Annotated in this window: 18 protein-coding genes; 3 read left to right on the top strand and 15 right to left on the bottom strand. The window is 48.7% G+C overall.

Annotation, left to right across the window (positions count from 1 at the left end; translation table 11 throughout):
• Positions 1-34: 34 nt before the first annotated feature.
• From AC1XUF_RS03760 to AC1XUF_RS03690, 15 genes are all read right to left on the bottom strand, one after another.
• On the bottom strand, positions 35-2,476 hold the full coding sequence (locus AC1XUF_RS03760) for a TonB-dependent receptor domain-containing protein (RefSeq protein WP_483340321.1): 2,442 nt from the start codon (positions 2,474-2,476) through the stop codon (positions 35-37).
• Between the two features lie 27 nt (positions 2,477-2,503).
• The gene (locus AC1XUF_RS03755) at positions 2,504-3,841 is read right to left on the bottom strand and encodes an HTTM domain-containing protein (protein ID WP_483340320.1); all 1,338 of its coding nucleotides are present in this window, start codon (positions 3,839-3,841) and stop codon (positions 2,504-2,506) included.
• A 5-nt stretch (positions 3,842-3,846) separates the two neighbouring features.
• Positions 3,847-4,977: an imelysin family protein gene (locus tag AC1XUF_RS03750; RefSeq protein ID WP_483340319.1), complete on the bottom strand. Its 1,131-nt coding sequence runs from the start codon at positions 4,975-4,977 to the stop codon at positions 3,847-3,849.
• 7 nt (positions 4,978-4,984) lie between these two features.
• On the bottom strand, positions 4,985-6,373 hold the full coding sequence (locus tag AC1XUF_RS03745) for a di-heme oxidoreductase family protein (RefSeq protein ID WP_483340318.1): 1,389 nt from the start codon (positions 6,371-6,373) through the stop codon (positions 4,985-4,987).
• 143 nt (positions 6,374-6,516) lie between these two features.
• Positions 6,517-7,704 carry an imelysin family protein gene (locus AC1XUF_RS03740; protein WP_483340317.1) on the bottom strand — a complete coding sequence of 396 codons (1,188 nt, stop codon included), beginning with the start codon at positions 7,702-7,704 and terminating at the stop codon, positions 6,517-6,519.
• Positions 7,705-7,830: 126 nt separating this feature from the next.
• Positions 7,831-10,239, bottom strand: a complete 2,409-nt coding sequence (locus tag AC1XUF_RS03735) for an alpha-amylase family glycosyl hydrolase (protein ID WP_483340316.1) — start codon at positions 10,237-10,239, stop codon at positions 7,831-7,833.
• Positions 10,240-10,365: 126 nt separating this feature from the next.
• Positions 10,366-11,289, bottom strand: a complete 924-nt coding sequence (locus tag AC1XUF_RS03730) for a helix-turn-helix domain-containing protein (protein ID WP_483340315.1) — start codon at positions 11,287-11,289, stop codon at positions 10,366-10,368.
• 34 nt (positions 11,290-11,323) lie between these two features.
• On the bottom strand, positions 11,324-12,154 hold the full coding sequence (locus AC1XUF_RS03725) for an SDR family oxidoreductase (RefSeq protein WP_483340314.1): 831 nt from the start codon (positions 12,152-12,154) through the stop codon (positions 11,324-11,326).
• 213 nt (positions 12,155-12,367) lie between these two features.
• Positions 12,368-14,605 carry a xanthine dehydrogenase family protein molybdopterin-binding subunit gene (locus tag AC1XUF_RS03720; protein WP_483340313.1) on the bottom strand — a complete coding sequence of 746 codons (2,238 nt, stop codon included), beginning with the start codon at positions 14,603-14,605 and terminating at the stop codon, positions 12,368-12,370.
• Positions 14,606-14,623: 18 nt separating this feature from the next.
• The gene (locus AC1XUF_RS03715; protein WP_483340312.1) at positions 14,624-15,646 is read right to left on the bottom strand and encodes an FAD binding domain-containing protein; all 1,023 of its coding nucleotides are present in this window, start codon (positions 15,644-15,646) and stop codon (positions 14,624-14,626) included.
• Positions 15,639-16,160 (bottom strand): (2Fe-2S)-binding protein, encoded by a 522-nt coding sequence (locus tag AC1XUF_RS03710; protein WP_483340311.1) that lies wholly within the window; start codon positions 16,158-16,160, stop codon positions 15,639-15,641. The genes AC1XUF_RS03715 and AC1XUF_RS03710 overlap by 8 nt, the downstream gene beginning before the upstream one ends.
• An 89-nt stretch (positions 16,161-16,249) precedes the next feature.
• The gene (locus AC1XUF_RS03705; RefSeq protein ID WP_483340310.1) at positions 16,250-18,277 is read right to left on the bottom strand and encodes a beta-L-arabinofuranosidase domain-containing protein; all 2,028 of its coding nucleotides are present in this window, start codon (positions 18,275-18,277) and stop codon (positions 16,250-16,252) included.
• Between the two features lie 145 nt (positions 18,278-18,422).
• Positions 18,423-18,893: a hypothetical protein gene (locus AC1XUF_RS03700; RefSeq protein ID WP_483340309.1), complete on the bottom strand. Its 471-nt coding sequence runs from the start codon at positions 18,891-18,893 to the stop codon at positions 18,423-18,425.
• A gap of 392 nt (positions 18,894-19,285) precedes the next feature.
• Positions 19,286-20,188: a DUF6528 family protein gene (locus AC1XUF_RS03695; protein ID WP_483340308.1), complete on the bottom strand. Its 903-nt coding sequence runs from the start codon at positions 20,186-20,188 to the stop codon at positions 19,286-19,288.
• Positions 20,189-20,238: 50 nt separating this feature from the next.
• A complete protein-coding gene (locus AC1XUF_RS03690; protein ID WP_483340307.1) occupies positions 20,239-20,694 on the bottom strand; it encodes an NUDIX hydrolase in 456 nt (151 codons plus the stop codon).
• Between the two features lie 202 nt (positions 20,695-20,896).
• Here AC1XUF_RS03690 and AC1XUF_RS03685 point away from each other — a divergent pair, with 202 nt between their 5' ends.
• From AC1XUF_RS03685 to AC1XUF_RS03675, 3 genes are all read left to right on the top strand, one after another.
• Positions 20,897-22,075 carry a sensor histidine kinase gene (locus AC1XUF_RS03685; RefSeq protein ID WP_483340306.1) on the top strand — a complete coding sequence of 393 codons (1,179 nt, stop codon included), beginning with the start codon at positions 20,897-20,899 and terminating at the stop codon, positions 22,073-22,075.
• 335 nt (positions 22,076-22,410) lie between these two features.
• Positions 22,411-23,256, top strand: coding sequence for a hypothetical protein (locus tag AC1XUF_RS03680; RefSeq protein WP_483340305.1), 846 nt, complete (start codon positions 22,411-22,413; stop codon positions 23,254-23,256).
• 260 nt (positions 23,257-23,516) lie between these two features.
• Positions 23,517-26,351, top strand: coding sequence for a PQQ-dependent sugar dehydrogenase (locus tag AC1XUF_RS03675; protein ID WP_483340304.1), 2,835 nt, complete (start codon positions 23,517-23,519; stop codon positions 26,349-26,351).
• Positions 26,352-26,356: the final 5 nt, after the last annotated feature.

The raw sequence follows: 26,356 nt of genomic DNA, 5'->3' as shown, positions 1-26,356 counted from the left end.
CTTTACCCGAATCCGTTTTCTTTAAATTTCACGGCTAGATTTTCAATCCGACCGTCAAAAAGGCCGTCCGGCCGTCGCTTGGGATAATGCCCGGCCCCGGGAAACCCAAGGCCCTGCGTGTGAAGTACTTTTCGTTCAGCAGGTTGTTGATGCTCAAACTGAACGTAACCTTGCGGACCTGGTAATTGGCAGTCCAGTCCACGAGCTTGTAAGCCGGGATTTCGCCGACGAGCCCATCGGCTGTATGTGAGGAATTGTATGCGTCGGAATATTGGGTGCTCGTGTAAGCGATTTGGAGTGTTGTCCCCAGATTTCCCTTTTTGAAGGTAAGGCCAGCCCTGGCGATCATTTTAGGAGCAAATTCAACCTGTTTTCCTACGATCAGGGTGGTCAGCAGCGGATTAATTGCCTTCGTGTAGGCCGCGTCGGTATAGGCAACGCTGGCGAACAAGGATAAGTCGCCAGCACTGGCCGGCCTTGAAAACAAACGAAAGAAATTCAGTTCGCCAAAGGTTTCCACTCCCCTGCTTCTCGATCTGCCTACATTAGTGCGGTAGCGGATTACTTCCAGGCCGTCGTCGCTAGCCTTGCGAATGATGCCGATCCTGTTGTTATAATCCAGATAGTAAGCACTTACATCGAAATTCAGCCAGTCTTTGTGCTTCCCCCGAAAACCCAGGTCCGCATTGAAGCCTGTAACATCCTTCAAATCCGGATCCACCTGAAAATTGGGCGTTCTCACCTGTATGTCCGCATAGTTGACCGGGCTGTAATTTTGGGAGATGTTAAAGTAAACTTCTGACTGCGGGGATATAATATAGTTAAGGCCTATGCCAAACAATGGGAACGACCTGGTTTTCTGCTGATTTCCAGGTACAACTTCATTTGTCTTTTGCTCGATACTATAGCCTCTCGCATTGGAATTGATGTATTCCATTCTGAATCCTGGAGTGACACTCCACTTGCTGGTGAGCCAAAATACGTCCTCAACAAAAAAAGCTGCATTGTGAGAAGGAAACAGATAATCGAATTCGTCGGCCTTGCCGGGGCTTGGGAATCGAAAGTTGGCGTCCTTGCCTTGAAATCCAGATCCCTGGATTTTTGAGGTGTTCCCTCGGAAATATCTTGCACCAAGTAAAAGAGAAGAGGTTTTCCCAACAACCTGGTACCGGTGCAGAAACCTGAATTCCGTTCCCCAATTATGGTAATGGTCGTAAGATAGCTGCCTTCTTGCCGTCGTATCGGTCTTGTCCCGCAATGGGTTAATGATGTTGCCAATAGACCCGCGCTCGGCGATCAGGCCGTAAGTACGAAGGTTAAGCCTGGTTTTTTCACTGATTGCGTAGTCAAAATGGGCTGCGGGTATGTACCATTTTGCCCGAAACCAATTGCCGTCGCGATAGCTCGCTCTTGGATTTTCTTCGAATTCAGCGTCGGTAAGGCCGCCCGGTTGCTGCATCAGGTAATCCATCAGCGTGACCTCTCCTCCTATTTTCAGCTTCTCGGTCAACTGCCAGTTGATGGCGCCGTAGCCGGTATTCAGATTAAAGCCGGTATTGTCTCGCCAACCGTCTCCCTGTTTATGCTGATAAAATGCGTAATAATTCACTTTGCCGATTTGCCCGCCCAGTGCATTGAAAGAATTGAAAACGCCATAGGTACCCAATGTCTGGCGGGTTTCGAGTTCAATCTTTTTATCCGGATTTCCCTTTTTGAACTGAAAATTAAGCAGCCCTCCGAATTGCGTCCCATATTGCAGCGAAGCCGCCCCACGCACGATCTCAATGCGGCTGATCGCCTCCGCCGGAGGCGTGTAGTAACTTTCGGGATAGCCGATCGGGTCGGCAGAAATATCATAGCCATTCTGGCGCGAATTGAATTCCGTTGTACGGTTCGGGTTTAAACCACGGGTAGCCACTCCCAACTGGATGCCGTAGGAGTCGTTTTCGATGATGTTCACACCGGGAACGCGTGCGTAGATCTGACGCGCGTTATTGGTAGCGAGATTTGCATGAACACCTTGTAATACAATTACTTCATTCTTCTTACCGGCATAAATCCCCATATTCTCTACATCCGCCAGCCGCCGCAGGCCGTTCACGTCGGGCTTCTGATCGGTCACTTGCAATTCGTCCAGGCCCCAATTGGAGAGGCTTAGCATAAAATCAAGCGATACCTCCTGCTGCAAAGTAGTAACCTTTAAGTTTTTAACGGACGTATTGTAACCGACAGACGAAACCTGAATGGCATATTTACCAGGCGAAAGTGATACGGAGTAAGCACCCAAAGAGTCGGCAACGAAAACCATTTCGGGACTTTTAATGACGATTTTCGCAAAAGGGACAGGTTCATTCTGCGGACTCGTAATCCTTCCGGATACATGGACCTTTTGTGCCGCGACCCCGGTAAAAAAACCGGAACCAAGCAGGAAGGAAAGGTGAAATACAAACTTTTTGAACACTTTATAGAGAATCACAATTGAGTATTATTTCAAAAAAACCGCTCAATCCCTCCAAGCGGTTATCCATTTTTTTGGAGCGAAACCATCATCTACTTTGGCCAGGTCCGTCTCTGGATCGATCAGTAAATTGCTGGGATGCCCATTGACGGATGCATAGCAAATTGCCCGGACCTCGGTCTCCCCAAGTCCTGTTTCTTTATAGTAATCGTGCAGATAATGAGCAAACTGCAAGACCATATCAGGCTGAAAACTACATTGACGAGCCTGGATGCGCGTCAGGAACTGCCCTGGTTTGACGGTAAAGCTTCTGCCGCTCTGTTTCACTTTGATAGTATATTCCAGCGAAGCATTTTTTTCCATCAGCATGATATTCCAGGAGAACCGGTAACCCTGCTCGTGCCACAACACATTGCCCTTATAAAGGTAGCTCCGAAACGGCATCACGAACTGAAAAATAAAGAATGGCACCAGAAAAAACGGGACCACGCCATAACGGCGAATTAGCGGATCATTGCCAAAATACAGGCCCTCTCGGCCACGAAATGCAAACCTCAGCACTGACTGGTGAAAAGATGTGGGAAAGAAAATCAATGCTGTGAAGATCATCATCCATGGGAACATCCCAATGTAAAATAGCAAATGCGTCATAGCATGAAATGCCAGCACGACTGCATACATATAAGGCCTGGTCCTCCGACTGGCAAGTAAAAATGGAGCGGTCAGGTCAAAAAGCATTGCGAACCAGCTTAATGCAAAAGCCACCCAGGCTTCTGTCAGCAGCGGCCCAATAACCGGAAAATCCTGGTTGGCCGACAACCAGATCCTCAATGGTTGCGCCTCGAAAAGCCAATCATACCTTAATTTCGCTATTCCTCCAAAAAAATAAACGAGCCCAACCTGCACACGCAGAGCGCCAAGCATCCACACTGGCACCTTCGCAACCCTCGTTTTCCGAAAAAAATAATTGTCCAGGGAATAGCACCCGTTCATCGGGAGCACACACATCAACAGCGCCAGCAGGCTCACCTGGTAATAATGGTTGAGGTAAACACTCTTGTCGAGCAGTTCAACATAAGTGAAAAGCAGGAAGAAAATAACAATGGTGCCCCGGTAAAACAGGCCCAACGCAATCAGCAGGGACAACACAGCCAATGCGTAAAATACTGCGTGCATAAATGGCTCGGGCAAGGGCCGGATCCATTCGAAGCCGTAAAAAGAAAAGAAGAAGCTGGGTTTGACGTAAAAGTCGGTCACCCAGCCTCTCGAAATGAAACGTATTTCCGATACAAAGAGCAATAACCCAAAGACAATCCGAAAAAAGGCAAGTGATTCACTGCCAGTCAATTCCCGTCCCTGCCGTATGAGCTTACCAATGATCATAACTGCTAGTCCCCGTCGTTATCGCTGAATGTCAGCAATACACCCAGGTTGTTGATCATGTCAACTTCCATCAAAACCTGTAATTTTTTCACTTCATCGTACACAGCACTTACCTGATCTTTCTGATCGGTCACTGCGGTGCTTAAAGGCGTTGCAATTGCGTCCAGCTTGGCAGAAATTGTTGCGAATTGTGCTTTGATCTTTGCGCTCAGCATCTGATCACCGGATTTTGCACCGACTTTATCAAGGATATCGTCTATGCCGGTGCCTTCGGTCCCACTGGGACTGGTTCCGGAAAATGCGTTTTGCAAAGACTTCAGTTCCGCCCGCATCAGCCGGATAGAGGCATTGCTGAGTTTCGCATCGACCAATCCCGGCTGGGGCGTACCATTGTTCCTTTTGCCCAGGGGTGCCCCCAATCTTTCATCCTTGATCGTGTAAACCAGGTCGATCATTTTGTTGGACAGCAAACCCAGGGAAGAGTTAATGTCCCTGCCGTCGGCCTCTTTAAAAGTTTTCAGATAATTACCTTCCTCAGGTTTCCATTTGGAAAGCACTGTCGTTGCCTGAATCTGCAGGTTTTGGGTCAACGCGTTCACGTAAGCGCTTCGCCTGCCTCCGTTGATACCCGAATAATTGGCGATGATCGCCGGATCGCCGTCTGCGCTGAAAAGCATGTATTCGATCGCTGGCAGTCCCTTCATAGCGGCTCCCAGGCTTTCCACGTAGGCATTGTCAATGGTAACCCCGGATTTGGCGATCGCACTTTCGATCCCGGTATAGCTGGTCGTGCTGAAATAGATACCTGATGATAAAAAATCAGTTTCAATGGGGCCTTGCGAAAATAAGGACGCTCTTTTCCAAGCCTCTGCGGCAGCCCGCCAGGCTTCCTGCGCCGCCGCAAGCTTCTGGGCGTTTTTCGAATCGCCGGTGTAGGCTTTCACGCTTTCAACCAGGCTATTCGAACTTGTCAAAAATGCCTCAAACGAGGGTACAATCACATTCGTACCTTCGTTATCAAGCATAGCGGCCCTGTCCTGGCCGTCGCCCGGGTCCGGGTTGTCTTTCGAGGAGCACGCAACTACGATAAAGCCTGCGATAAGGATATGAAAAAAATGCTTAGGTATACAATTCATGGTGTAGCTATAAAGTATCAATAAATCGAAGGACAGCATCCCGATCAGCTTTGCTGTAATTCATAAAGGCCTGCCGCGATTTACTCGCTTCCCCATCGTGCCACAAAATGGCCTCTTCCACACTGCGTGCACGGCCGTCGTGCAGGAAAAAGGTGTGCTTGTTCACCGTTTTTACCAGTCCTATGCCCCAGAGGGCCGGTGTTCTCCACTCTGTGCCGGTGGCTTCATAGTCCGGCCGATTGTCGGCAAGCCCTTCTCCCATATCATGCAGTAACATATCTGTAAAAGGCCGGATCGTTTGGGCCGATAGGTAAGACGGCGAGTCGGAATGGCCTGTCTGCATTTTGGCGATGTGACATCCGGTACAATTGGCCCGCCCGAAAAGCTCTCTCCCTGTAAGCACCTGCTGGTCTTTCCAGTCGCGCCGGGCAGGGACCGCTAACGATCTGATGTAAAAAACCACATCCTGAAAAATCTTGTCCTCCACTTCCGGTGTGCCTCCGTTGGGGACCGAGCCGTACTGCTGCTTTTGAGCTGCGGTGAGATTCTCAACGGTAAACAAAGAAGAAGTTATCCCGAGGTCACCGTTGAACGCACCCGCTGTCTGCTGTTCAACGGTAGGCTGATTGGCCTTCCAGCCGAACCTTCCGAGCACTTTCTGATTTTTCCTGAAATCCCATACATAGTTAGGCCTGCCCGAGATCCCGTCCTTATTGTTATCGTCCTGGTCTGCGAACGACAGGATGGTCTGCTCCGTAACTACCTCCAGCAAACCTACACCACACATTTGCGGTGCAATTCTGGGTGAAACCATCGTTCCGCTCATTGGACCATATTTCAGGTTGGAAAATGTGTAGGTCGGCTTTCTTAATGAATAACTTGTACCGTCGGGATAGGAGCCCGGCATTTCCTGATAAGAAACGGAAACATCCCCCTCGGCCTCCACGCCGATAATAGCCCTTGGGTTAAACTGCTCCCCATAATTCGGATCAAAAAGGGGCTCTCCGTGCTCACCCTTTCCTGGCACCGACAACCTAAAAAGTAACGCTTGCGTGATTTGCTGGTCCGTTGCAGATACAGGTGCGCCCCTTCCATCCAGAAAATGGCAGGCCGAGCAGGATGTAGCATTAAAAAACGGCCCTAACCCGTCCCTGGCACTGGTCGAAGACGGAGCCGTAACCCAGTTGTTGCGATTAAACGAGTTCCCGATCACAAAACGATCCACTTCATCCGAGGTGAGGCTGATCAGGGAATTTCCGAAAGCATTGGCGGTTTTGTCCACCACTGTGCCCTCTTTACCACCCGAAAATTCCTCATCCTGTTCCGCAACCGGCTCTCTGGTCACATCGGGCTTGCTGCACCGGCTTAAAGCCAGCAGTTGCAGGAGGCAAAACAAGCATACCGTTATTTTATGAATTCCTTCTTTCAATTTCAATTCAGTGATTGCTGCTTTCTCTTATTAAAAGTCTGCGGCGGTGGCTCGGCCCATGGGCCCGCGGTCTTTGGCGGTATCACCAGCAACAGGGCCCAGGCGGCCGATTAGTTACTTTCCGGAATGGTCAAATTGAGGCCGATTGCGTTAGCAGCAACAGTGAGCTGGTCTGCCTGTGCCCGCAAAGCAGTAATTGCGGTCCGTAATGTGGCGGGGCTCTTCTTCACTGCCTGATCAACCGGCGGCGGGATCGCTTTGATCGCAGCCGTTGAAGCGTCCAGTTTAGCAATCATGTCGGTGTTGGCAGCCGCATTTTTTGCCTTCACCAGGTCGTCTACGCCCGGGCCATCGATTACAGTACCGTCTGTGCGGGTATATTTGCCGATATAAACATTGTATATACCAGCTTCATCGTAAATAAAATCGTTATGCGTATTGTCTGAAAAACAGGAATGTTCGTCCTCCTGGTCTTTGGAAGCTTCAAGAACGGTCATCCGCTCGCCGGAAAGTTCCCCTTTTGTCAGTTTTCCAATACCCATAAGCAGGCTTGTAAGCGATTTGTCCGCATTTGCGGCAGCAGTAAAATCCTTGCGGTAAGCACCGGTAGTTTCCCATGACGCTTTCACGGATTCCAGGTTCTTCACTAATAAGTCGGTGACGATTTTAAGATAAGTACCTCTGCGCGCCTGGTTTTTGTTGGTTCCGCCTACCACGTAGTCCGTATAAGGGCGCTTGCCGGGGCTGTCGGCATACAAATCCTGTCCCCAAAGTAAAAACTCAATGGCGTGATAACCCACTTTCACATCGGTCTCGCCATTTTTTTCATTATCCCCCAGAAGGACCGCTTCGGTGATGGTAGGATATCCTGCGAGGTCGTTGATCACGCCAACATCCTGGATCACAACAGCTTTTGAAGAATCGACTACGTAATCGATGTAAGCCTCGTCAAGCGGCCAGGCGTTGATCAAACCTTCAAAATTATCGTCTGTCCCATCGATCGGGCCATCGTAAAAACGAAATGCTTCTGTTTGTAAATAGGGTACTCGGCTCGCAAGCCACGCATTTTTGCAGTCAGTGAGGCCCTGTGCACTTGGACTTGCCACGAACGCATTAACCTTGGTCTGCAAATCCTTGGCCGCCGTTACCGCGTCGCTATAATTAGCCAGCACAATGTCCGCGTAATTATTTACAACTTCCTGACTTGTAACCGGATTGACCGTCGGCCCATCATCATCGTCAGAATTGCAAGCCGCCAGCGAACCCAGCAGAACAAATGGTATAATGTATCTTTTCATGCCCGTTGTTTTTAGTAAAAAAGAGTTTCGGCGCAAAAATAAACATTATTACAATTTAGACTTATTTCAATTAAGAATTAATGTGATTTTAATGAAAACATAAAGGACTGCAAAGAATGCAAATGCTTATTGTCTGACGAAAACCAAGAGGCCGGAAGCGGGAATTGCGCAAGTGAGACTGCCGTGGTGCGACTGGATCGCCCGTCCCGAATTTCCAAAGTTGAAGCCGCCATAAAGCGCTGAATCGCTGTTGAAAATCTCTTTCCAATCACCGTCAGGGAGTCGGTAAGGATCGTTGGAAATGGTATAGCTTTCGAAAGAATGGTTGTTGAGGCTCGCAATAACCAGCAGTTGCTCCCCGCTGGTGTAACGCTTGAACACAATGACGCGGGTATCGTTGCTGACGTGAAGGACATCCACCCCACCCTTGCGGACCGAAACAAATATTTTACTCAACCGGATGATATCCTGATAAAACCGGTACATCCTGGCCCCATCCGAGGCCCTCTGACCGAGCAAATCTTCTTTGTTCGAGACAAAATCGTCGTACTTATAATTTTTCATGGCGCCAATTTCCTCACCCATCAAAAACATAGGCGTACCGGGCGACAGAACGGATAACCCGAACACAACCCGTGATCGCCTCTCTGCCCAAACACGCGTTTCGTCGAATATCGCCGCTTTATTGACCGCGACACTCATTGTCCTGGCGCTGCCGCCGGCATTGCCGGCTTCGTCGTGAGACTCATGGTAAACTACTTTTTTGAACTGGCTCTGGTACAGATTCCCGGCAAACTGCTCCATGCCAAGCGCCCCGTCGAAACCTGTCCCCGCATTTTTCAAAAGCCTTGCCTCCCCGCCCGAGCTGTCCGCATCGCCGATCAGGCCATGGTAGAAATGAACATACCAGGCCGCATCGAAACCAAGTCCGCCATCGGCAGGAAGCTGGGTTACTGCGCCCCAGCCAGTATGATCCTCGGCGATCAGTATGGCCGACGGCTTAATGATCTTCAGCGTGCGGCTCCATTCACGCAGTAATTTCTGTCCGAACAAATTGGCCTCGGCCACCGGAGCACCATCCTCATGCAGCCAGTTATCCCGGTGGATTGCCTGGGTAAGATCCACCCGCAATCCGTCCACATGCATTTCTTCGATCAGAAATACGGAGGCGCTGATAAATTGTTGCCTGACAATCTCTTCCCGGTAGTTTGGCGCCCATCCGCTGGAACCATTGTCAACAAATCCGCCAAAGGGGTTCCGGTAACTTCCCTCTGCCTTGCGCTCAAACCAATAATAACAGTTTTCCTCCGGGGCCTCGGAATCATACTGCCATTGCGCACGTTCGGCGTCGCCGTCATAGTGATTAAAAACCACGTCCTGGATCACTGCAATGCCTCTTCGGTGACATTCGCGGATCAAATGCCGGTACTGGTCGCGACCGCCCGCCGCGGAGTGTATCACCATGTGATGGGTCGTTCCGTAGCCCCAGCCCACGTTGCCTGAGAAATCCGCCATCGGGAGCAGCTCTATTGCATTGATACCCAGGTCGACGAGATAATCCAGCAGGGCAATTGCATCGGCTATGGTCCCCTGTCCTTCCTTTCCGAAACCCAGCGCACCAATGTGCAATTCGTAGATCACCAGGTCGTTGACGTGCGAGGGGACAGGACGGTTATTGTCAAACTCATGCGCCCAGAAAACTTCTTCATTCACCAAGTTGGGCATCCCTTCGGCAGGTCTTTCAAATTCCGGCCGGATCATGTCCGGATCGATGACGACGCTGCAGCTTTTGGAACCATTCAAAGTCCCAGGTGTTCCGGGCCAGTCGCTCGATCGGGCAGGATCGGCTGCGCCGGAGCCGATCTGACTTCGCGAATAGATATCCGTACGGTATACCGTTTTACCCTGTGCGTTGGTGATTTTATACATATATGGCTGACCCATATAGGTTTGGAAAGAAGGGAGCAGGTCGCCTTCCCAAATCCCCTGTTGGGCCGGACGCAGGATCAATTCGGGCTTTTCGAGATCTGTACCACTGCCGTCGTCATAAACATAGCCGCTATCGGCCTTACCGAAAACCACGGAAACGGCCTTTGCATTGGGTGCCCAAACCGCAAATTCCAATCCAGGGGAGGGACTATTTTCATCAAAGATTTTATTGGCACCGAGTTTCCTACAGAATGTAAAATAGTAGTTCTCCGTCTGCCTCCCTGACACGTCCGGTTTGAAAACACAATAACGGTCTGCCGAGTAAGCATCAGGCAGCTCCGTGATGATGCCCCAAAGGTTATTGCCAGCCGGCCCGTCCAGCTCCACACCCCACTTGAACAATGTATCAGGATTGTCGTATTGGAGCGTCAGGGCGGCTTTGAAGGCCGGACAGCCGTCTCTACCTGTTATGGGCACCATTTCTGTTTCAGTCCAATGGTCGGAATAAACGCCGTTCCCGCCCCAGCTGCCTTTTAGTTTGGCGTTCCGGAATATGGATTTTTTGATCCCGGTAAAGAAGAAGAAAGTTACCAGTGTGGCGTCCATGGGTTGGCTGTTGGGAGTATGATGACAAAGGAATTGTTCAAATTACAAAACATCTCCCAGCACTACCACCTAGTAATCAGTATCTTACTTAACGGCTTGCCTACCCATAGCACAAAAATCACCAGCCTAGGAAGCCAGGCTGGTGACACGGGGATTTAATTCGAAGCTCTTTTTATATTCATTGGGAGTGATCCCCACTTCTTTTTTGAAAAGCCGGGAAAAGTAAGGCGGATTTTCAAAACCAAGTATATATGCGGTTTCGGCGACGGTGTGGTCCGATGCCATCAGCAGGTTTTTCGCTTCAGAGATTAAAAAGATATGGATCAGTTCAATCGCCGTTTTGCCGGTTTCCTGTTTCAGAAGGTCGCTCAAATAGCGTGGCGATGTATTCAGCTGTGAAGCCATGAAGTTTACCGTAGGCAGTCCCTTTTTTCCAAAAAGTCCGTTTTCGAAATAGGAGACCAGGTTTTGGTTAAATTTCGAGACCATTTTCCCCGACATCTCTGTGCGGTTGATGAACTGTCTTTTGTAAAAACGCTGCGAATATTTGAGGATGGAGTCCAGGTGTGTCAGCATAATATCCCGGCTGTACTCATCGGTATTATTGAGATATTCGGTTTCGGTCTTGTTGAACAGATCCCAGATAATCGCTTCCTCGCGCGGCGACAAATGCAGTGCTTCGTTGGCTTCGTAATCGAAAAAGCTGTATTTCCGGATTTCTGAATGGAGCGGATGTCCATTCAGAAAATCTTCGTGCACCCAGATGATAAAGCCTCTTTCCTCCAATTCCACATTCCTGATTTCCATGACCTGCCGTGGCTTGATGAACATCATGGAGCCATTGTCGTGATCATACTTGGTCCTCCCGTACCCGACGCTACCCGATTTGATTTTTTTGAATGCGATCATGTAGAAATCGCTCGTAAACACATTGTCACTCAACGTGCAGCTCATCAGTTCTTTACACGTGATCAGGCTGATCAAAGGATGCGCAGATGGCGGGAAGCCATTGCCACGGTGCAGCTCACTGATACTCCGGAAATGTTTCATAAGAGGAAAAATTCACTGTTAGTTTTCTGGACAGTTAAACCGCCACGCTGCCATGTGCCGCATCCGCAACTTCTTTCCACTCTTCCCAGGTAGCCAGACGGTCTGAGTATGTCTGTTTTACCCATGGTAACGCCACTTTTCCGAGGAAAATTCTCAATGGCGGGTTTTCGTCATCAACAATTTTCAGAATGGCTTCGGAGGTAGCTTCGGGCTTGCCATAAAAGTCGCCGGCAGAAGCGCCTTCGCCAAACTTTTTCCTCACATCGTCATAAACGCTGAGCTGTTTGCTATGAACGGCAGAAGCTCCGCCCCAGTCCGTTGAGAATCCATTGGGTTCCACCAGTGTGATTTTGATCCCGAAATCTTTAACCTCAGCAGCAAGGCTTTCACTGATCCCTTCCACCGCCCATTTGGATGCATTATACAATCCCAGAGTAGGCAAGGTAACAACTCCAAGAACGCTGGTAATCTGGACGATATGACCATGGCCTTGTTCCCTCATAATCGGCAAGGCAGCTTGTGTGATCCATAACGTTCCAAATACATTGGTTTCGATCTGGTCGCGGGCTTCCTGCTCGCTGGTTTCCTCGATCGTGCCAAACAAGCCATAGCCTGCATTGTTGATCACAACGTCCAATGTCCCAAAATGCGATTTTGCCTGCTGAACAGCCGCGAAACCCTTTTGCCTGTCGTTCACATCCAGTTGGATCGGCAAAATCGCGTCGCCGTATCTGGCAACCAGGTCTTGCAGCGAATCGATATTTCTTGCTGTTGCCACTACATGATCCCCTCTTTCTAAAAAAGCTTCTGCCCAGATCCGTCCAAATCCTTTGGACGCGCCGGTAATAAAAATGGTCTTTGTCATCACTAGAAATATTTGTTTAAATAATAAGACAAAGCTACCGGACGCACGCAACGATCATTTATACAAAAATCCGTAAATCGGATACAGATTCACGGATCGGCGTCTTATCCTGACAACAGAGCTTTCCATTAACAATGGAGTTTTGCCCCTACCCCCCAAACGGGGACTCGCATACTGAAAAAAATCGTTTGGGAATTTAGGGGCGGGAATAACCTACAGAAGGTCGTCCAAATGTATCGGTAAATGGTTGATCCTTTTCCCGGTCGCGTGATAAATTGCATTGGCAATGGCAGGAGGCATCGCAACCAAGCCGATTTCCCCTACTCCCTTTGTTCCAAGCTCGTTGACAATCTCATCTTTTTCTTCTACAAAAAACACTTCGAGATCATGAATGTCCGCGTGCACCGGGATATGGTATTCGGCCAGGTTCTGGTTCATGTATTTGCCAAAGCGATGGTCGCTGATGGTTTCCTCCCGCAATGCCTTACTGATACCCCAGATCATCCCGCCCAGGATCTGGGAACGTGCAGTTTTGGGATTGATGATCTTGCCAGCGGCAACGGCAGTAATCGCCCGGGTCACATTGACCATTCCTAGTTCTTCATCCACCTCCACTTCTACGAACGCGGCGGCATGCGCAGCCCTTGAATATTTTTTCAGTTTCAAAAGATTGGGGACCGAAAACTTGGTCACCTTCACGGGTTCACCTCCATGGCTCATCACGATATCCCCAAAAGATACGAAGGTCGAAGGATCGGATTTCAGTATAATGCGCCCGTCACGGAAATACACATCCTCCAATTCCAGGCCTTTCAGCAGCCCATTTTTCATAGAAACTGCCTTTTTAAAAAGCTTTTTCCGCAAAGCAGCTCCGGCTGCCTTAACCGCCGAACCAACAGTAGAAACCGTGAAAGAACCGCCTTGGATAGGCGAAAAAGGCATTTTGCTGTCACCGTAAGAAAAAGTAACGTCATCCATTGAAAGCCCAAGCTCATCAGCTGCAACCTGTGTCATGACGGTCAGGGTACCGGTGCCGATATCGGTAACCGCACTGGCAACCTGCAATTTACCCTCTTTGGTCATGACAGCCTCAACGCGTGCTGGTAGCGAATTGGCTTCCCAAATCCCGGTAGCCATACCATATCCTACAAGCCGATTCCCCCGGCGCATGCTCCGGGGCTCCGGATTTCTGTTCCCCCAGCCAAAGCGTTCCGCTCCCTGAAGATAACATTCTTTCAGTTCCTTGCTGCTGTAAGGCCTGTTCAGGCTTTCGTCTTTCTCCGAGTAATTGATCAGCCTGAGTTTCAGCGGGTCTATTTTGAGTTGGTAGGACAAATCGTCCATGGTGGATTCAATGGCGTGCAGGCCGGTTGCCCCGCCCGGCGCCCTCATATCGAGCGGGCTGAATACGTCTAGTTCCACCAGCTTGTACTGCATGAGGGAGTTATCCGCGGGATACAACATGGGCGACCAGTTCACGACCACTTCGGTGTAATCCTCGAAACGGGATGTTTCACCGATGGCGATATGGTTCATGGCGGTCAGTTTACCATTTTCGGACGCACCAAACCGGGTGTTCTGTACGGTCGGAGGACGATGGCCGAAGGTAAACATCTGACTCCGGTCCAGCGTCACCAAAACCGAGCGTTTCAGTTCCAGGGCTGCCATTACCGACAAGAACAACTGATACTGTGGCCTCAATGCAGAGCCAAATGCGCCACCCACATAGGGTGCTATAACCCGGATATTTTTATACTTAAGACCAAAAATATTGGCCACATAAAGTTGGCTATTGATCGTCCCCTGCGTTTTGTCATAGATCGTCAGCTTCCCGTTGCCCTCATAAACGGTCGTAGTCGCAAACAATTCCAGCGGATTGTGGTGCTCGGTACCGTGCACATACTCCCCCGAAGATTGTGCAAAAGACTCGCTATACGCTTTTTCAAAATTACCTTTCGGCCTGGGCGGCGGTGGTTTCAGCATCGTGGCAATACCGATTTTTGGCGAGCGGGCTTTTAAAAGATTGGCCTGCAGGTCCGTATCGAAAACCTCCTCTTGATATTGGATTTCAATCAATGTAGCGGCGTAGCGCGCCAGCTCGAAGGTCTCAGCCACAACCAGGCCAATAGGCTGACCATTGTACAGCACCTCATTGTCCTGTAACGGCCGGAACGGGGAACCTGGCGGCGCGTCCATATCCGCATACTGCAGGTCAAACCAGGCCAGTGAAGGCCGGTTGAGGTGGCTGAAAACTGCAATCACCCCCGGTAAGGCCATCGCCCTGCCAGTATCGAAACGGGTTATCTTCCCCTTTGTTACGGTACTGCTGATCACATATCCGTACAACAACCCGGGAACCTTGTAATCTCCGGCATATTGGGCTTCCCCTGTCACTTTCAGGCTGCCTTCCAGCCGACTTAGGGGCTGACCAATTGATGGTAAAACTGACATATTTTTATTGATGAAGTGTTAAGCCTCCGGCTGAGCGCCGGGCGCTTGTGTTGGGGGATGAAGCGCCATTAAACAATTTCTCACGATTGCCCTTTTCGCCAGTTCGATTTTAAATTGATTGTGTTCATAACCCCTTGCCCCGCCTAAAATGATCTCTGCCGCCTCCCGGAAGTTTTCCTTTGTTGCTGCCTTTCCCGCCAGATATGCTTCCGCTTCCAAAGCACGCCAGGGCTTATGGGCCACCCCGCCCAATGCGATCCTTGCTTCACGAATCATCGCATCACCTTCGAGTTCCAGGCCCGTTGCTACCGACACAAGCGCAAAAGCGTAGGAATTCCTGTCACGGATTTTGAGATAAGAATAATTGCTGGAAAACCCTTTTGAAGGAAGGTCGATACTGGTAATGATTTCACCACGCAACAGGTTGTTGTCTATTTCCGGTGTGTCGCCTGGCAGGCGATGAAATTCGGAAAACCGGATACTTCTGGCGCCATCAGGTCCCTCCACATTGACAACGGCTTCCAGCGCGGCCAATGCAACACACATATCCGAGGGAAAAACCGCAATGCAACTCTCGCTCGTACCCAAAATGGCCATGATCCGGTTGTAGCCGGTTAATGCTGAACACCCAGAACCGGGCTCGCGTTTATTGCAAGGCACATTGGCATCGTAAAAGTAGTAGCATCGCGTCCGTTGCAACAAATTGCCCCCGTTGGTAGCCATGTTCCTGATCTGGGCGGACGCCCCTGCAAGTATGGCGCGGGAAAGCAGCGGATATCTTTTTTCGATTAGCGGGTCCCAGGCTGTCCTGGCATTTGTCAGGAAGGCGCCGAGCCTGATACCGCCGTCAGGCAATTCTTCGATTTCCCCACACTCCTGGACCCTGTTAACATCTACCAGCGTGTCCGCAGCAAGCAGATTGTATTTCATCAGGTCAATGAGATTGGTACCTCCGGCAATGTATCTGGAATTGGTCGCCTCAGTTGCGCGGCCAATCGCTTCCTGTAAGTCCGCTGCCCTGAAATAGCTGAAATTATTCATGCGACCACTGATTTTTGACCTCCATGATGGCGTCTATGATATTTGTATTGGCGCCGCACCGGCACAGGTTTCCGCTCATGAGTTCCTTCACCTCGTCCCGGTTTGTTGCCTTCCCTTCTTTCAACATCCCTATCGCACTGCAAATCTGTCCGGGCGTGCAGTAGCCGCATTGAAACGCGTCGTGTGCAATAAATGCCTTTTGCAGAGGATGAAGCTGCCCTTCCTCTGCAATGCCCTCAATGGTTGTGATTTCGGAGCCGTCCTTCATGACGGCGAGCGTAAGGCAGCTTAATATCCTGTCGCCGTCGCAAATGACGGTGCATGCCCCGCATTGACCGTGGTCGCACCCTTTTTTGGTTCCCGTAAGGCCCGCATAATCCCTCAGGCCGTCGAGCAGGCTTACCCAGGGCATGACGTGCAACTCTACAGGCGCGCTATTGACGTGGAGCGTGATTTTTTCTGTACTGAAAGTTTCGCCTACCCCATTGTGTATATCCGGATCATGTGTGCGCATCTTACTGGCAAGTTAAGTGAATGCGCTGTAGCCTATTAGAATTATGCCAGCTACGCCACAAAGGGCCGAAGTCACAGGATTTTCAGACCTTACTTCTTTCCGATCACAGGGAATTGTGCAACGCGCAGTTTAGTGCAGCCATAGGGTACGAGAACAATCTCCTCTTCTTCTTTTGAAACCTCCATGTTGTAGATCATACTAAAAGGGACCGGCCCGGCCGTTTCGTTGTACAATTTCCAGGAGGGGACGCGCCTCGCTTTTGTTTTCATACTGACCGGCGCATTTTCGAGGTTCCAGGGAAAGGATGCGACGGTTTTGGCGGGTACAAACTGAAAATAGGAATCCAGTTTAGAATCGGGTACCTCAAACAAAGCATAATTCCAGGGGCTTGTCGGACGTACCTCGAAATAGTAACTTCCGTAATCGATCGGGTCTTTGTCGTTGATCACTTTCTTCATTTCCTGTCCGATCTTCAAAGCATAGGTAAGCGGCCCCCTTTCTATGGATACAGAGTTCTCGTACCACTTCCTTTTAAAAATATGCATCGGTAAGACCAGTTCAACAACATCGCCTGACTTCCATAACCGGCTGACTTTAAAAATGGTACCACCGGCAACGGTCTGGAGGATTTGGCCGTTCAGTTTAATGGTACCTTCCCTGCACCAAGCCGGAATACGCAGGTGAAACGGAAAAGTAACCGCCTTTGCGGTTTCTGCCAGGGAAACCGTAAACCGGATGGTCTCTTCGAACGGGTAATTAGTCTCTTCCTTCAATGTCACTTTGGTACCATTCCCCACCGTAGCAGACACTTCACTGGGCGCATACACCAAAGCTGCAACGCCTTTATCGGCAGTACGATACCAGAGATTCTGGGTGAACTTGGGCCATCCCTGATGCATATTGGACGTGCAGCAGGGATAGCCAGACAGTAACCCGTAACAGACATCCGTACCGCCATGGTTGTCGGCAAAATTCCGGACCGCCCGCGTCGCCATCACCTGATTGGCCTGCTGAAAATATTGCCGCTCCATATAATTATCGGTCGTCTGGGAAGGCAATGCATTGAACGCGATTTTCTCGAGCCTGTCCGCGAAATCGACGTCGCCGGTAATTTCCAATGCACTTTCCAGAGAGAACATCATTTCGACAGCACTGCATAATTCGGATCCCTGCGTCGGATTATTTCCATGCAGTGCTTCGTCGCCCCCATACAATCCGTGGGCCATCCCATTGTACTTGTCCAAATCTTTAAATCCTTGTTTTACCGCGTCGAGGTATTGTTTATCAGGATGGTGCTGATAATAAACAAGCGGCTCCTTGATTCCCTGAGCGAGGTTTACGCAATGAATGCTTCCTTGTCTGGAAAGCAAGTCGGTATGTGCAAATGCATTCGTGTAGTCAAATGTCTGCCTGTGGATCAAGTCTCCAAGCTCAAGCAGAAATTTCTCGTGGGTAATCCGGTAAAGCCAGTAAACGACCATCAGGTTATCGCCGCCCCTGAACTTCGCCCAGTAAGTCCAATGGTCAAGCGGCGTGTTGGGGAGCTCTTTCAGCTGATACCTGAAATAATTGGTGATCAGCGTGATCACACGCTGATCACCGGTCGCGGAATAATACTGTTTCAGAACTTTCAGCATCACCATCTTGGGCCACCAATCACGGCTGTTGTCCCTCTGCAGTCCCTTTTCTCCGGTATAATCTTTCGATGGCCCGAAATAACCGTCGGGCTGCTGGCTGCTGATCGCCCATTCCACCCAGGGTTTCGCTTTAGCTATCAATGCTTCGTCATTCAGGATATAGGCCAAAGGCAAAAGTCCGTCGATCCAGTAAGGGCCTCGCTCCCATTGGTCACCGTCACCACCCAGCCAGCCATTGCGCTGGTTCATCACCAGTGGATAAAGCCGGTCAAGATTACCTGTCGCGCCATTTTTTTGCCGCACCAGCATTTCCCTTAACCATCCCTGCGGCCTGATCGCCCCAAGCGGGAGTTCCTGATAACTGTTTTCCCTTAACGAACTGTACTGCTTTACTTGCCCCCTTGTTTTTCCAACTGCCTGGGCAGGAGAAATGATTGGAAAAAGTAAAAAGCAGAGAAGCAAAGTAAATTTATGGAGCATGACGAAAAATAGGTTTTAGGATTCTTCATTTAAATCACCGACGAATTAAAAGAAAAAAACCAATCTGCCCGCTAAGGACAAATTGGTTTTCAAGGTGTAAAATAATCGCGTAAGAGCTGGTTTCAAATGAACAAGCCCTACCGGACTATTCTACTGGTACTGCATTTTTGGGCTTGCGGCCGCGCGGCTTACCTGTATACGCCGGCTTTGGCTCAGAGCTTTCCAATTCTAGTTCGTAACCCACAACGCCCTCTTCATAGTTAAACAAAGTAACTGCAAATGTATACTTCGTTTGTTCGAAATCAACGCCGCTTTTTTTCAGAATTACATCCAATGGAATAGAGAAACCACGACCGCTTTTTGTTAATGCAAAAGTTCCTGCTTCGTCGGAACTTGGTATCAGATAAAGGTATTTCAAGGTTCTTTTGCCCTGCTGGGTGCCAATTTTAAATCGCGTTGCCAGAGGCTCAATGCCTAATTCTTCAAGTGTTTTGGGAGGGAGTACCAACTTACCCGTTCCGGAAATGTAGCCGGTTGGTTTAGGTTGTTCCTTAGTTTTCTTCGTAACAATGACATTTTCTTCCGGAGAAAAAAACTTAATCGCGCTTGCTTTCATGTTCAAATTATGGGTTACCGTGATTTATTTAACGCAAAAATAACAACGAACTTAACTATTTAAAACATTTTGAATAATTAATAACTTTAATAGGCATTTTAAAATTGAATTTGCCGAAATATTCAGAACAAAATTAAATTAAAGCTGCCTGGTCTTCACTCCTGTCACTCTTATTAAACCCGACTACAATTAAACTCAATAATTGCTATTTGCTTGTGGCTTACAGATCGACCTGATACTTAAAACGAATGTTCTACCACTCACAAAATCGAATCAATTATCTGTAAATAAGGAGGTTAAATCAAACCTTTTACTGTTGGAATTAATAACATAAAGTATTGATTTATCGACTAGTGGTGACAATCTAATATTTTAATTAACGCTGTTAAAACTTATTTCTTTGGAAACCAACGAGCTTTATAAACGTGTATATCGGGAAATGAAACGGTGCGTGACGGGTTGAAAAACTTCACATGAAAAGTCCACCAGCTTTCTTCGGGAATTGTAAAAATATATTGACCGTTTTGATCCTGGCCAAGGCTTTTTACATTCTCGGCATCCGGAAACCGATCGATTTTTTTAAACTTGTAAGTTGTCATATCAAACTGCCACGTACCATGATGCTCTGTAACGAACAGGTTTTCACCATCTGGAGCGGGTTGCAGCTCATGGCCCCCAATACCTGGAATTTTCCATTGCATGGCCATTCTGAGACTGTTTTTGGAAACCATTTTATATTCTCTCAACACATCATACCCCAGCGCAAACAAACTGTTCCTCTTTTCATTCCAAACAAGTCCGTGGGCTGAATACAAGCTGTCGGTAAATAATGGCTTACCCGGAACAGCAATATCAAACAGCATGATCTTATTGCCTTCATTGTGTGTGGAAGCGGCCGCAGCAAGCCGGTTTTCGGGCAGCAATGCGATGCTGTGGGCATTGGGTACGGACGCGTAAAATAATACCTTACTATCCGGCATGCTGAGTATGGCTATCGCGCCGGACGACGAGGATACAAGCAATTTCTCTCCGTTTTCAATGGCTTTGCAATCGTCAATGGTATTAAACATTTTAGTCCTGTATATTTCGGGCAGGTCCTGAGCATAATGTGCATCCCATGACCATACAATCTCGGGGGAATTATCTTTGGATTTCGCGTAATCAACCAAAAGGATTTTACTATCTCCGCAAACCAGAAACATCTTAGGAAAAACGGCCTGCGGAAAAGCATCAACAAATAATAATGTGAGCAGGAAGACTTTTAAGCAGAAACAAAATGATTTATGCAGATTCATGGACATGTATTTTATAGAAAGTGACGGTGCATATTAACTTCGGAGATTCATTATTCCAATATTTTTTCAAGTTCATCCAAAAATGCCTTTTGCCTTTCATTGATTTTCTGCCGGGCTATATCCAGCGTAAACCATTCGCCACGGTCAACTTCCGGAAAGCGCTGCATCTTTCCGGAATGCGGCGGCCATTCTAATTCAAAGGTATTGCTGGTTATGGAAAGCGCATCGATATCTCCTTCAAAAGCCCACGCCTTTACCTGTTTTCCACTTTTTAATTTCACGGGCGAAAGGGCTGTAAATGCTCCATCGATTCTGACCCCGGTCTCTTCATGAAATTCCCTCTTTGCGGCCTCAAGAGGGTCCTCATGTATTCCGTATATCCCTTTGGGTATCGACCAATTTCCAAGATCCTTTTTTATAAAATAAGGCCCACCGGGATGGACGAGCAGCACTTCCAACGAACTTCTCCAACGGTACATTAATATTCCTGCGCTCTGATCTGCCATGATTTTCTATTTAATGAAATGAATAAAAATAGTCCTGATTAACTGCTTCCGGATAACGCACGAGTGGACCATAACCTTTCAGAAACCCGCAAAACATAGCCAATTCGCAAAATAACGTCGATCGGTCAGGAGCAGATCAAAAGTCGAGGGCAGTTGCTCTGCCATCTGTGAAACTGCGAGGCAGCTGCTTTTACTTTTATGAATGGTCACCCAAATTTATGTGGGCAATGCCGCTTCTGTGCAGCCCACTTCCAATCAATTGCATCTTTGGTGTCACAAAGTGGATCAATCACGCATTGAACTGAAAAAACAACTTTCAACTTATCCGATTCAGGCCATGAAACTCTCTTTCTTTTCCAAATATGAATGGTGCTACCATTTAACCCTGCTGCCCGCACTTCTTGCCATAGGAAATTACTACTTCGCCGGGCGAGCCTACTTTTCCAACGGCAAAACATTTCTTGTCGCGACCGCCCTTTTTTTCGCGCTTTACTGGTTTTCTGCCATCACCCTCACTTTGGTCACACGCCGGATTATTCGCCGTTACCCGGCCATCGACCAAACCTCCCTGCGTTTGCTGGTGATGCTGTTTGCCGCCGGAGGCCTGGCAATCCTCTCAGCCACATTGGATGTGTGGGCGTACAGCATAACTCCCTGGCTGCATGTGTCGTTTGCATGGGCAACGATATGGCCCGTGCTGGTTCAGGGCGGGGTTTTTGCCTTTTCCCTGTGTGCAATGCTGGGTCTTCTCCATCACCTGGAACAGTGGCGTAAGAACGAGGCAGCGGTCGAAAATCTACAGCGGCTGTCACTGCAGCGTCACTCAGATCACGCAGACGGACAAGTTAATCCGCATTTCCTATTCAATAGCCTCAACACGCTTACCTCCCTGATCAGCGCCAACCAAGGCCTGGCAGAGCAATTTGTAGGAGACCTTTCGAAAATTTGCCGGTATACGCTCCAGGCGGCCAAAGCAGAATTGGTGCCTTTGCAATCGGAACTATGCTTCCTCCAAACCTATATCAGGTTGCTGCATGTCCGGTACGGCAACAGCCTGCTGGTTACAGCGCCGGAATCCGGCAGCGGTGACCTATATATCCCGCCCCTCGCTTTGCAGATATTGGTCGACAATGCGATCGAGCACAATGCTATGTCGGTCAGCAAGCCGTTGATCATCAAAATCGAAAACGCGTTCAGCCAGAGGATCAGCATTTCCAATCATTTCGATCCGAAAATCGGGGCGACAGGTACCGCAAAAGCTGGTCTGTCCAGCCTGAAAGCAAAATATCGTGAGCTCACCAACCGCGAAGTCCGGGTTGAGGAAGATGCCGAAAACTTTACGGTTACACTTCCGCTATTGCCAGAACCCGTCCGGGTGTAGCTGCAATTCGCTCTCGAAAAATACAATTGGTGCGACCAGTTGCCTTTTCGATAAGCAATCCTTTATTTCGAGGTGAATTCGGTTTGGGGCAGCAGAAGAGCGAGCTGGTTTGTTTTAAGTTCTTGAAAATGAAGCAAAGCCTTATTTAAGAAATAATAGACAAATTTGTTCCTGCTAGATTCTATCTGGCATAGATTTTCCCCTGTTTTAGTAAGATATTACCTTATTTCTATTCCAAATTCACATTTTGCTCAATCGCTCGTCTATTTACCGCGTGAAGTTTGCAGCCATCGGTTACTTTTGCATTAACCTTTCCATAAACTTACCAAATTCAGATGAGAGAGAACAATGTTGCATTGATTGTACATGCCTGTGACAGATATCAATTACTATTCAGGGGCTTTGAGCAATTTTTTAATCGATTCTGGGATTTTGGTATTCATTGCAATTACTACTTTGCTACTGAAGAATTAGATGTAAAAATTGATGGCTTTAAAAATATTAAATCCGGAAAAGGGGAATGGTCAGATCGGCTCAAATACTTGCTAACTCACGAAATATCGGAAGACTATGTAATTTATATACAAGAAGATGTATGGCTGAGTGAGCCTGTGAGTGGCTCTTTTTTTAACGGGCTATTCGAAATTGCATTCAAAAACCAATATAAGCAGATAAAACTTCACAGCGTGAATGTATATCACACAATTGAAACCAATCAATATTTGGAAAGCTTTAACATCGCCAAAATCGACAACCGCAATTCCAGGTACCTCATGTCCCACCAGATAACATTATGGGACCGGAATTTCTTCATGAGTAATTTAAGGCCAAACGAAAATCCGTGGAGAAACGAGCGCCGGGGTACCAAAAGATTGAAACGAGCGAATCCGGACATTTATCACATTGATTACTTCGCTCAAAATTTTTCACTCGAAATAAATAAAAACCGACCTGAGAGGAAACGGGCCGGTTTTCATCCTGTGTCCATAAACAGTATGCTTAATGAGCAGTTTTTGCATTTTGTTGATCGGTTTCAAATTGAAAAACCTGGCGATGAAGAATATTTGAAAAAATTGCTCTTTCACTACCACAATGGCTTGACACATGATGGCAGGCCTAAGCCGCGAAAAGAGGATGTTTTCAAAAAGGCTAAAAAATTGATCTTAAAGTTGTGGTCATAATGGCCTTTCATCATTCTCACAAACATCCATAACCTGCTATTCCAATCTACTGCCCAATAACCGGCGCGATGGAGACGCTTCCTGTCCCAAACGGCCGTCTCGGCTTTTGCCAGCTTACCAGCTCGCGATTCCCTCCGACCACAAGCACTGGAAAGCAAGGAAAAGGCGGGTAATTTTAGACAAATAGATGGAAAAATAGGACAGTGCCTATTTTTTCTCAAAATATGATTAAATTACATGGGTACTCTAGTTTACTGCCCATGACAAACCTATCCCATATTCCATCCGGAGTGATCCGTCGTTTTAAACTCGCTTCTCAATTTTTGCTCCTTCTTTTAATTGCCGCGTTTACCTTTCAGGACGGCCCTGCCATACCCGATGAAAGCCGTTTCACGCCGATTGTCGTTTCCGATAACCTCGACGAGCCTATGGTTTTTGAAGTATTGCCCGATGGGTCTGTTTACATAGCCGAGAGAAAGGGCGCCCTGAAAAAATACAACCCGCTTACCAAAGCAACCGACCTGGTCGCAACCATTCCCGTCAATACCAAGTATACCAGTGCCGAAGGCGTTTCCAGGGAAGCGGAGGAAGGCCTGATGGGCTTGACAGTCGATCCCAATTTTGAAAAAAACCATTGGATATACCTGTATTACGCACACCCGACCGAGAAAAAACACATACTTGCGCGCTGGGAAATGCGTGATGAGCAGTTGGTGGAAATCACCAAGAAAATCGTCCTCGAAGTGGAAACCCAACGGGAGGTTTGCTGTCACACGGGCGGCGGAATGACCTGGGATAAAGCGGGAAACCTTTACCTGACCGTTGGTAACAATACCGGAAATCAAAAGGCAGCACAAACCGATGAACGCCCGGGACGCTCCAGCTGGGACGATCAGGGGCACGCCGGCAATACCAATGATTTGAGAGGAAAGATATTGAGGATACACCCCGAACCGGATGGCACCTACACTATTCCAGAAGGGAACCTTTACCCAAAAGGTACAGCCAAGACCAGGCCTGAAATTTATTCGATGGGCCACAGAAACCCATGGCGGATCTCGGTCGACAGCAAAACAGGTTACCTCTATTGGGGGGAAGTAGGCCCCGACGCAAGTGAAGATTCGGAGATCGGGCCGCGGGGTTACGATGAATTGAACCAGGCAAGGAAACCGGGTAACTTCGGCTGGCCGTGGTTTGTGGGAGATAACCAGGCTTTCCCCGTCTTTGATTATGCTGGTAATAAGCCCCTTGCAAAGAAAGATCCTCAAAAACCTGTCAATACCTCGCCCAACAATACGGGCTTAACAGAATTATTTCCAACCGCCCCGAATTTCATTTACTATCCTTACGGCGTTTCCGAGAAGTTTCCACTGGTAGGCTCGGGCTCCCGGAGCGCTACCGGCGGCCCTGTTTACCACCGGTCGGATTTCAAAGCTCCCAAACGTCCCTGGCCAGCCTATTACGAAAACAAATGGATCGCGGCGGATTTTTCGCGCGGCTGGATCATGGCTATTTCAATGGACGAAAACGGTGATTACAAATCGATGGAACGCGTGATGCCCAGCTATCACCCCGTTCAGCCTATCGACATCAAGTTTGGCCCTTCCGGTGATTTATATGTACTGGAATATGGCAGCAACTGGTTTCGCAAGAGTGAAAACTCGCGTCTGGTCAGGATCGAATACAATGGCGGCAACCGCAAACCCGTTGTCATGGCCTCCACAGATAAAAAAGGCGGGACTGTACCTTTTCAGGCAAAATTGTCTGCGGATGGTACCAAAGATTTTGACGGGGATGCGTTGAAATACAGCTGGAAAATTTCCGGCGCCGGAACGGCGCCCAAAACGTTTCACGTTCCCGACCCGTCGGTAACCTTCGACAAGCCGGGCGTTTACACGGCCAGCCTGACAGTAACCGACGCAAAAGGGGCAGCCAATACGCAATCGCTGAAAATAGTAGCAGGAAACGAGCCGCCGAAAGTAGCCGTTCACATTGAAGGCAATAGGACTTTCTTCTTCGCCGACAAGCCTATTCCCTACTCGATTGACGTTACCGACAAGGAAGACGGCAGCCTTGCCGATGGTAAGATCAGGGCAGATCAGGTAGCTGTAAGTATCGACTACGCGTCGGAAGGGTTCGACTACGCCGAAGTAATTCAGAGCCAGCGAAGCGTGGACGCTTCGACGCAATTTGCCGTTGCGCAGGTTTTGATCAATAAAAGTGATTGCAAAGTTTGCCACCAGCCCAATACCAAATCCGTCGGACCGTCATTCGCGGATGTTTCTAACAAATACAAAGGCCAGCCAGGAGTTACCGAAATACTGGTGAAAAAAATCCGTGAAGGCGGCTCGGGCGTTTGGGGTGAAGTAGCAATGGCAGCACACCCCGCGTTGCCGGTAGCTGATGCGGAAGTGATTGTGAAATACATCCTCAACAGCACCGACAAAAACCTCAGTACGCTACCGGTCAAAGGAGCATATACACCCAAAATCCCTGCGCAGGACAATGGCAAGGGCTCCGTCCTGATCCGAGCTGCTTTTACAGACCGCGCAGTAAGCGGCAATAAGGCAATCCCGGCCCAAACCACCGAAGAAATGATCGTATTACGGAGTCCTGAGCTGAACGCCGCAGAAGCTAACATCGTGAAAGGTGCCGAGCTGAAAGCCCTGGGAACCGCAGGACTGGGGTTTGCGGTGGTACCCTTCGCTAACAGCATGCTGGCATTCAACGAAATAGACTTAACGGGCATCCATAAACTGGAACTCAATGCCGTAGCGCAAAACCGGGAAGGGGCCGTCGGAGGAACGATCGAAGTACACCTGGACTCACCGGCAGGTACTATTATCGGGCAGCAAAAAGTAGATATCGCCCCGGAAGTGGATATGGCGAAACTGATTGCTGAAATGGAGAACCAGAATAAGAACTTGAAACCTGGTGAAGCCCCAAAACAGGTCAGGCGTCCGACGAGACTGCCCGTTTCAATTGAGCTTAAGCCCACAGCAGGCCAGCACGACCTGTATTTTGTGTTCAAGAATGACGGGGCAACGGCCATACAGCCATTGATGTCGTTTTCGAAGATCAAGTTCCTGCAATAACCTGT

The sequence above is a fragment of the Dyadobacter sp. HNCC25DJ185 genome, assembly GCF_056895195.1.
The sequence above is the reverse complement of the archived record's forward strand: the minus strand, read 5'-3'. Positions and strand labels throughout refer to the sequence as shown.

Coding starts and splice junctions, on each gene's coding strand:
- AC1XUF_RS03700 (WP_483340309.1), bottom strand. CDS start 18,893: ATGAAAGCAAGCGCGATTAAGTTTTTTTCTCCGGAAGAAAATGTCATT.
- AC1XUF_RS03730 (WP_483340315.1), bottom strand. CDS start 11,289: ATGAAACATTTCCGGAGTATCAGTGAGCTGCACCGTGGCAATGGCTTC.
- AC1XUF_RS03710 (WP_483340311.1), bottom strand. CDS start 16,160: ATGCGCACACATGATCCGGATATACACAATGGGGTAGGCGAAACTTTC.
- AC1XUF_RS03740 (WP_483340317.1), bottom strand. CDS start 7,704: ATGAAAAGATACATTATACCATTTGTTCTGCTGGGTTCGCTGGCGGCT.
- AC1XUF_RS03715 (WP_483340312.1), bottom strand. CDS start 15,646: ATGAATAATTTCAGCTATTTCAGGGCAGCGGACTTACAGGAAGCGATT.
- AC1XUF_RS03720 (WP_483340313.1), bottom strand. CDS start 14,605: ATGTCAGTTTTACCATCAATTGGTCAGCCCCTAAGTCGGCTGGAAGGC.
- AC1XUF_RS03735 (WP_483340316.1), bottom strand. CDS start 10,239: ATGGACGCCACACTGGTAACTTTCTTCTTCTTTACCGGGATCAAAAAA.
- AC1XUF_RS03680 (WP_483340305.1), top strand. CDS start 22,411: ATGAGAGAGAACAATGTTGCATTGATTGTACATGCCTGTGACAGATAT.
- AC1XUF_RS03675 (WP_483340304.1), top strand. CDS start 23,517: ATGACAAACCTATCCCATATTCCATCCGGAGTGATCCGTCGTTTTAAA.
- AC1XUF_RS03725 (WP_483340314.1), bottom strand. CDS start 12,154: ATGACAAAGACCATTTTTATTACCGGCGCGTCCAAAGGATTTGGACGG.
- AC1XUF_RS03695 (WP_483340308.1), bottom strand. CDS start 20,188: ATGAATCTGCATAAATCATTTTGTTTCTGCTTAAAAGTCTTCCTGCTC.
- AC1XUF_RS03705 (WP_483340310.1), bottom strand. CDS start 18,277: ATGCTCCATAAATTTACTTTGCTTCTCTGCTTTTTACTTTTTCCAATC.
- AC1XUF_RS03750 (WP_483340319.1), bottom strand. CDS start 4,977: ATGAATTGTATACCTAAGCATTTTTTTCATATCCTTATCGCAGGCTTT.
- AC1XUF_RS03755 (WP_483340320.1), bottom strand. CDS start 3,841: ATGATCATTGGTAAGCTCATACGGCAGGGACGGGAATTGACTGGCAGT.
- AC1XUF_RS03685 (WP_483340306.1), top strand. CDS start 20,897: ATGGTCACCCAAATTTATGTGGGCAATGCCGCTTCTGTGCAGCCCACT.
- AC1XUF_RS03690 (WP_483340307.1), bottom strand. CDS start 20,694: ATGGCAGATCAGAGCGCAGGAATATTAATGTACCGTTGGAGAAGTTCG.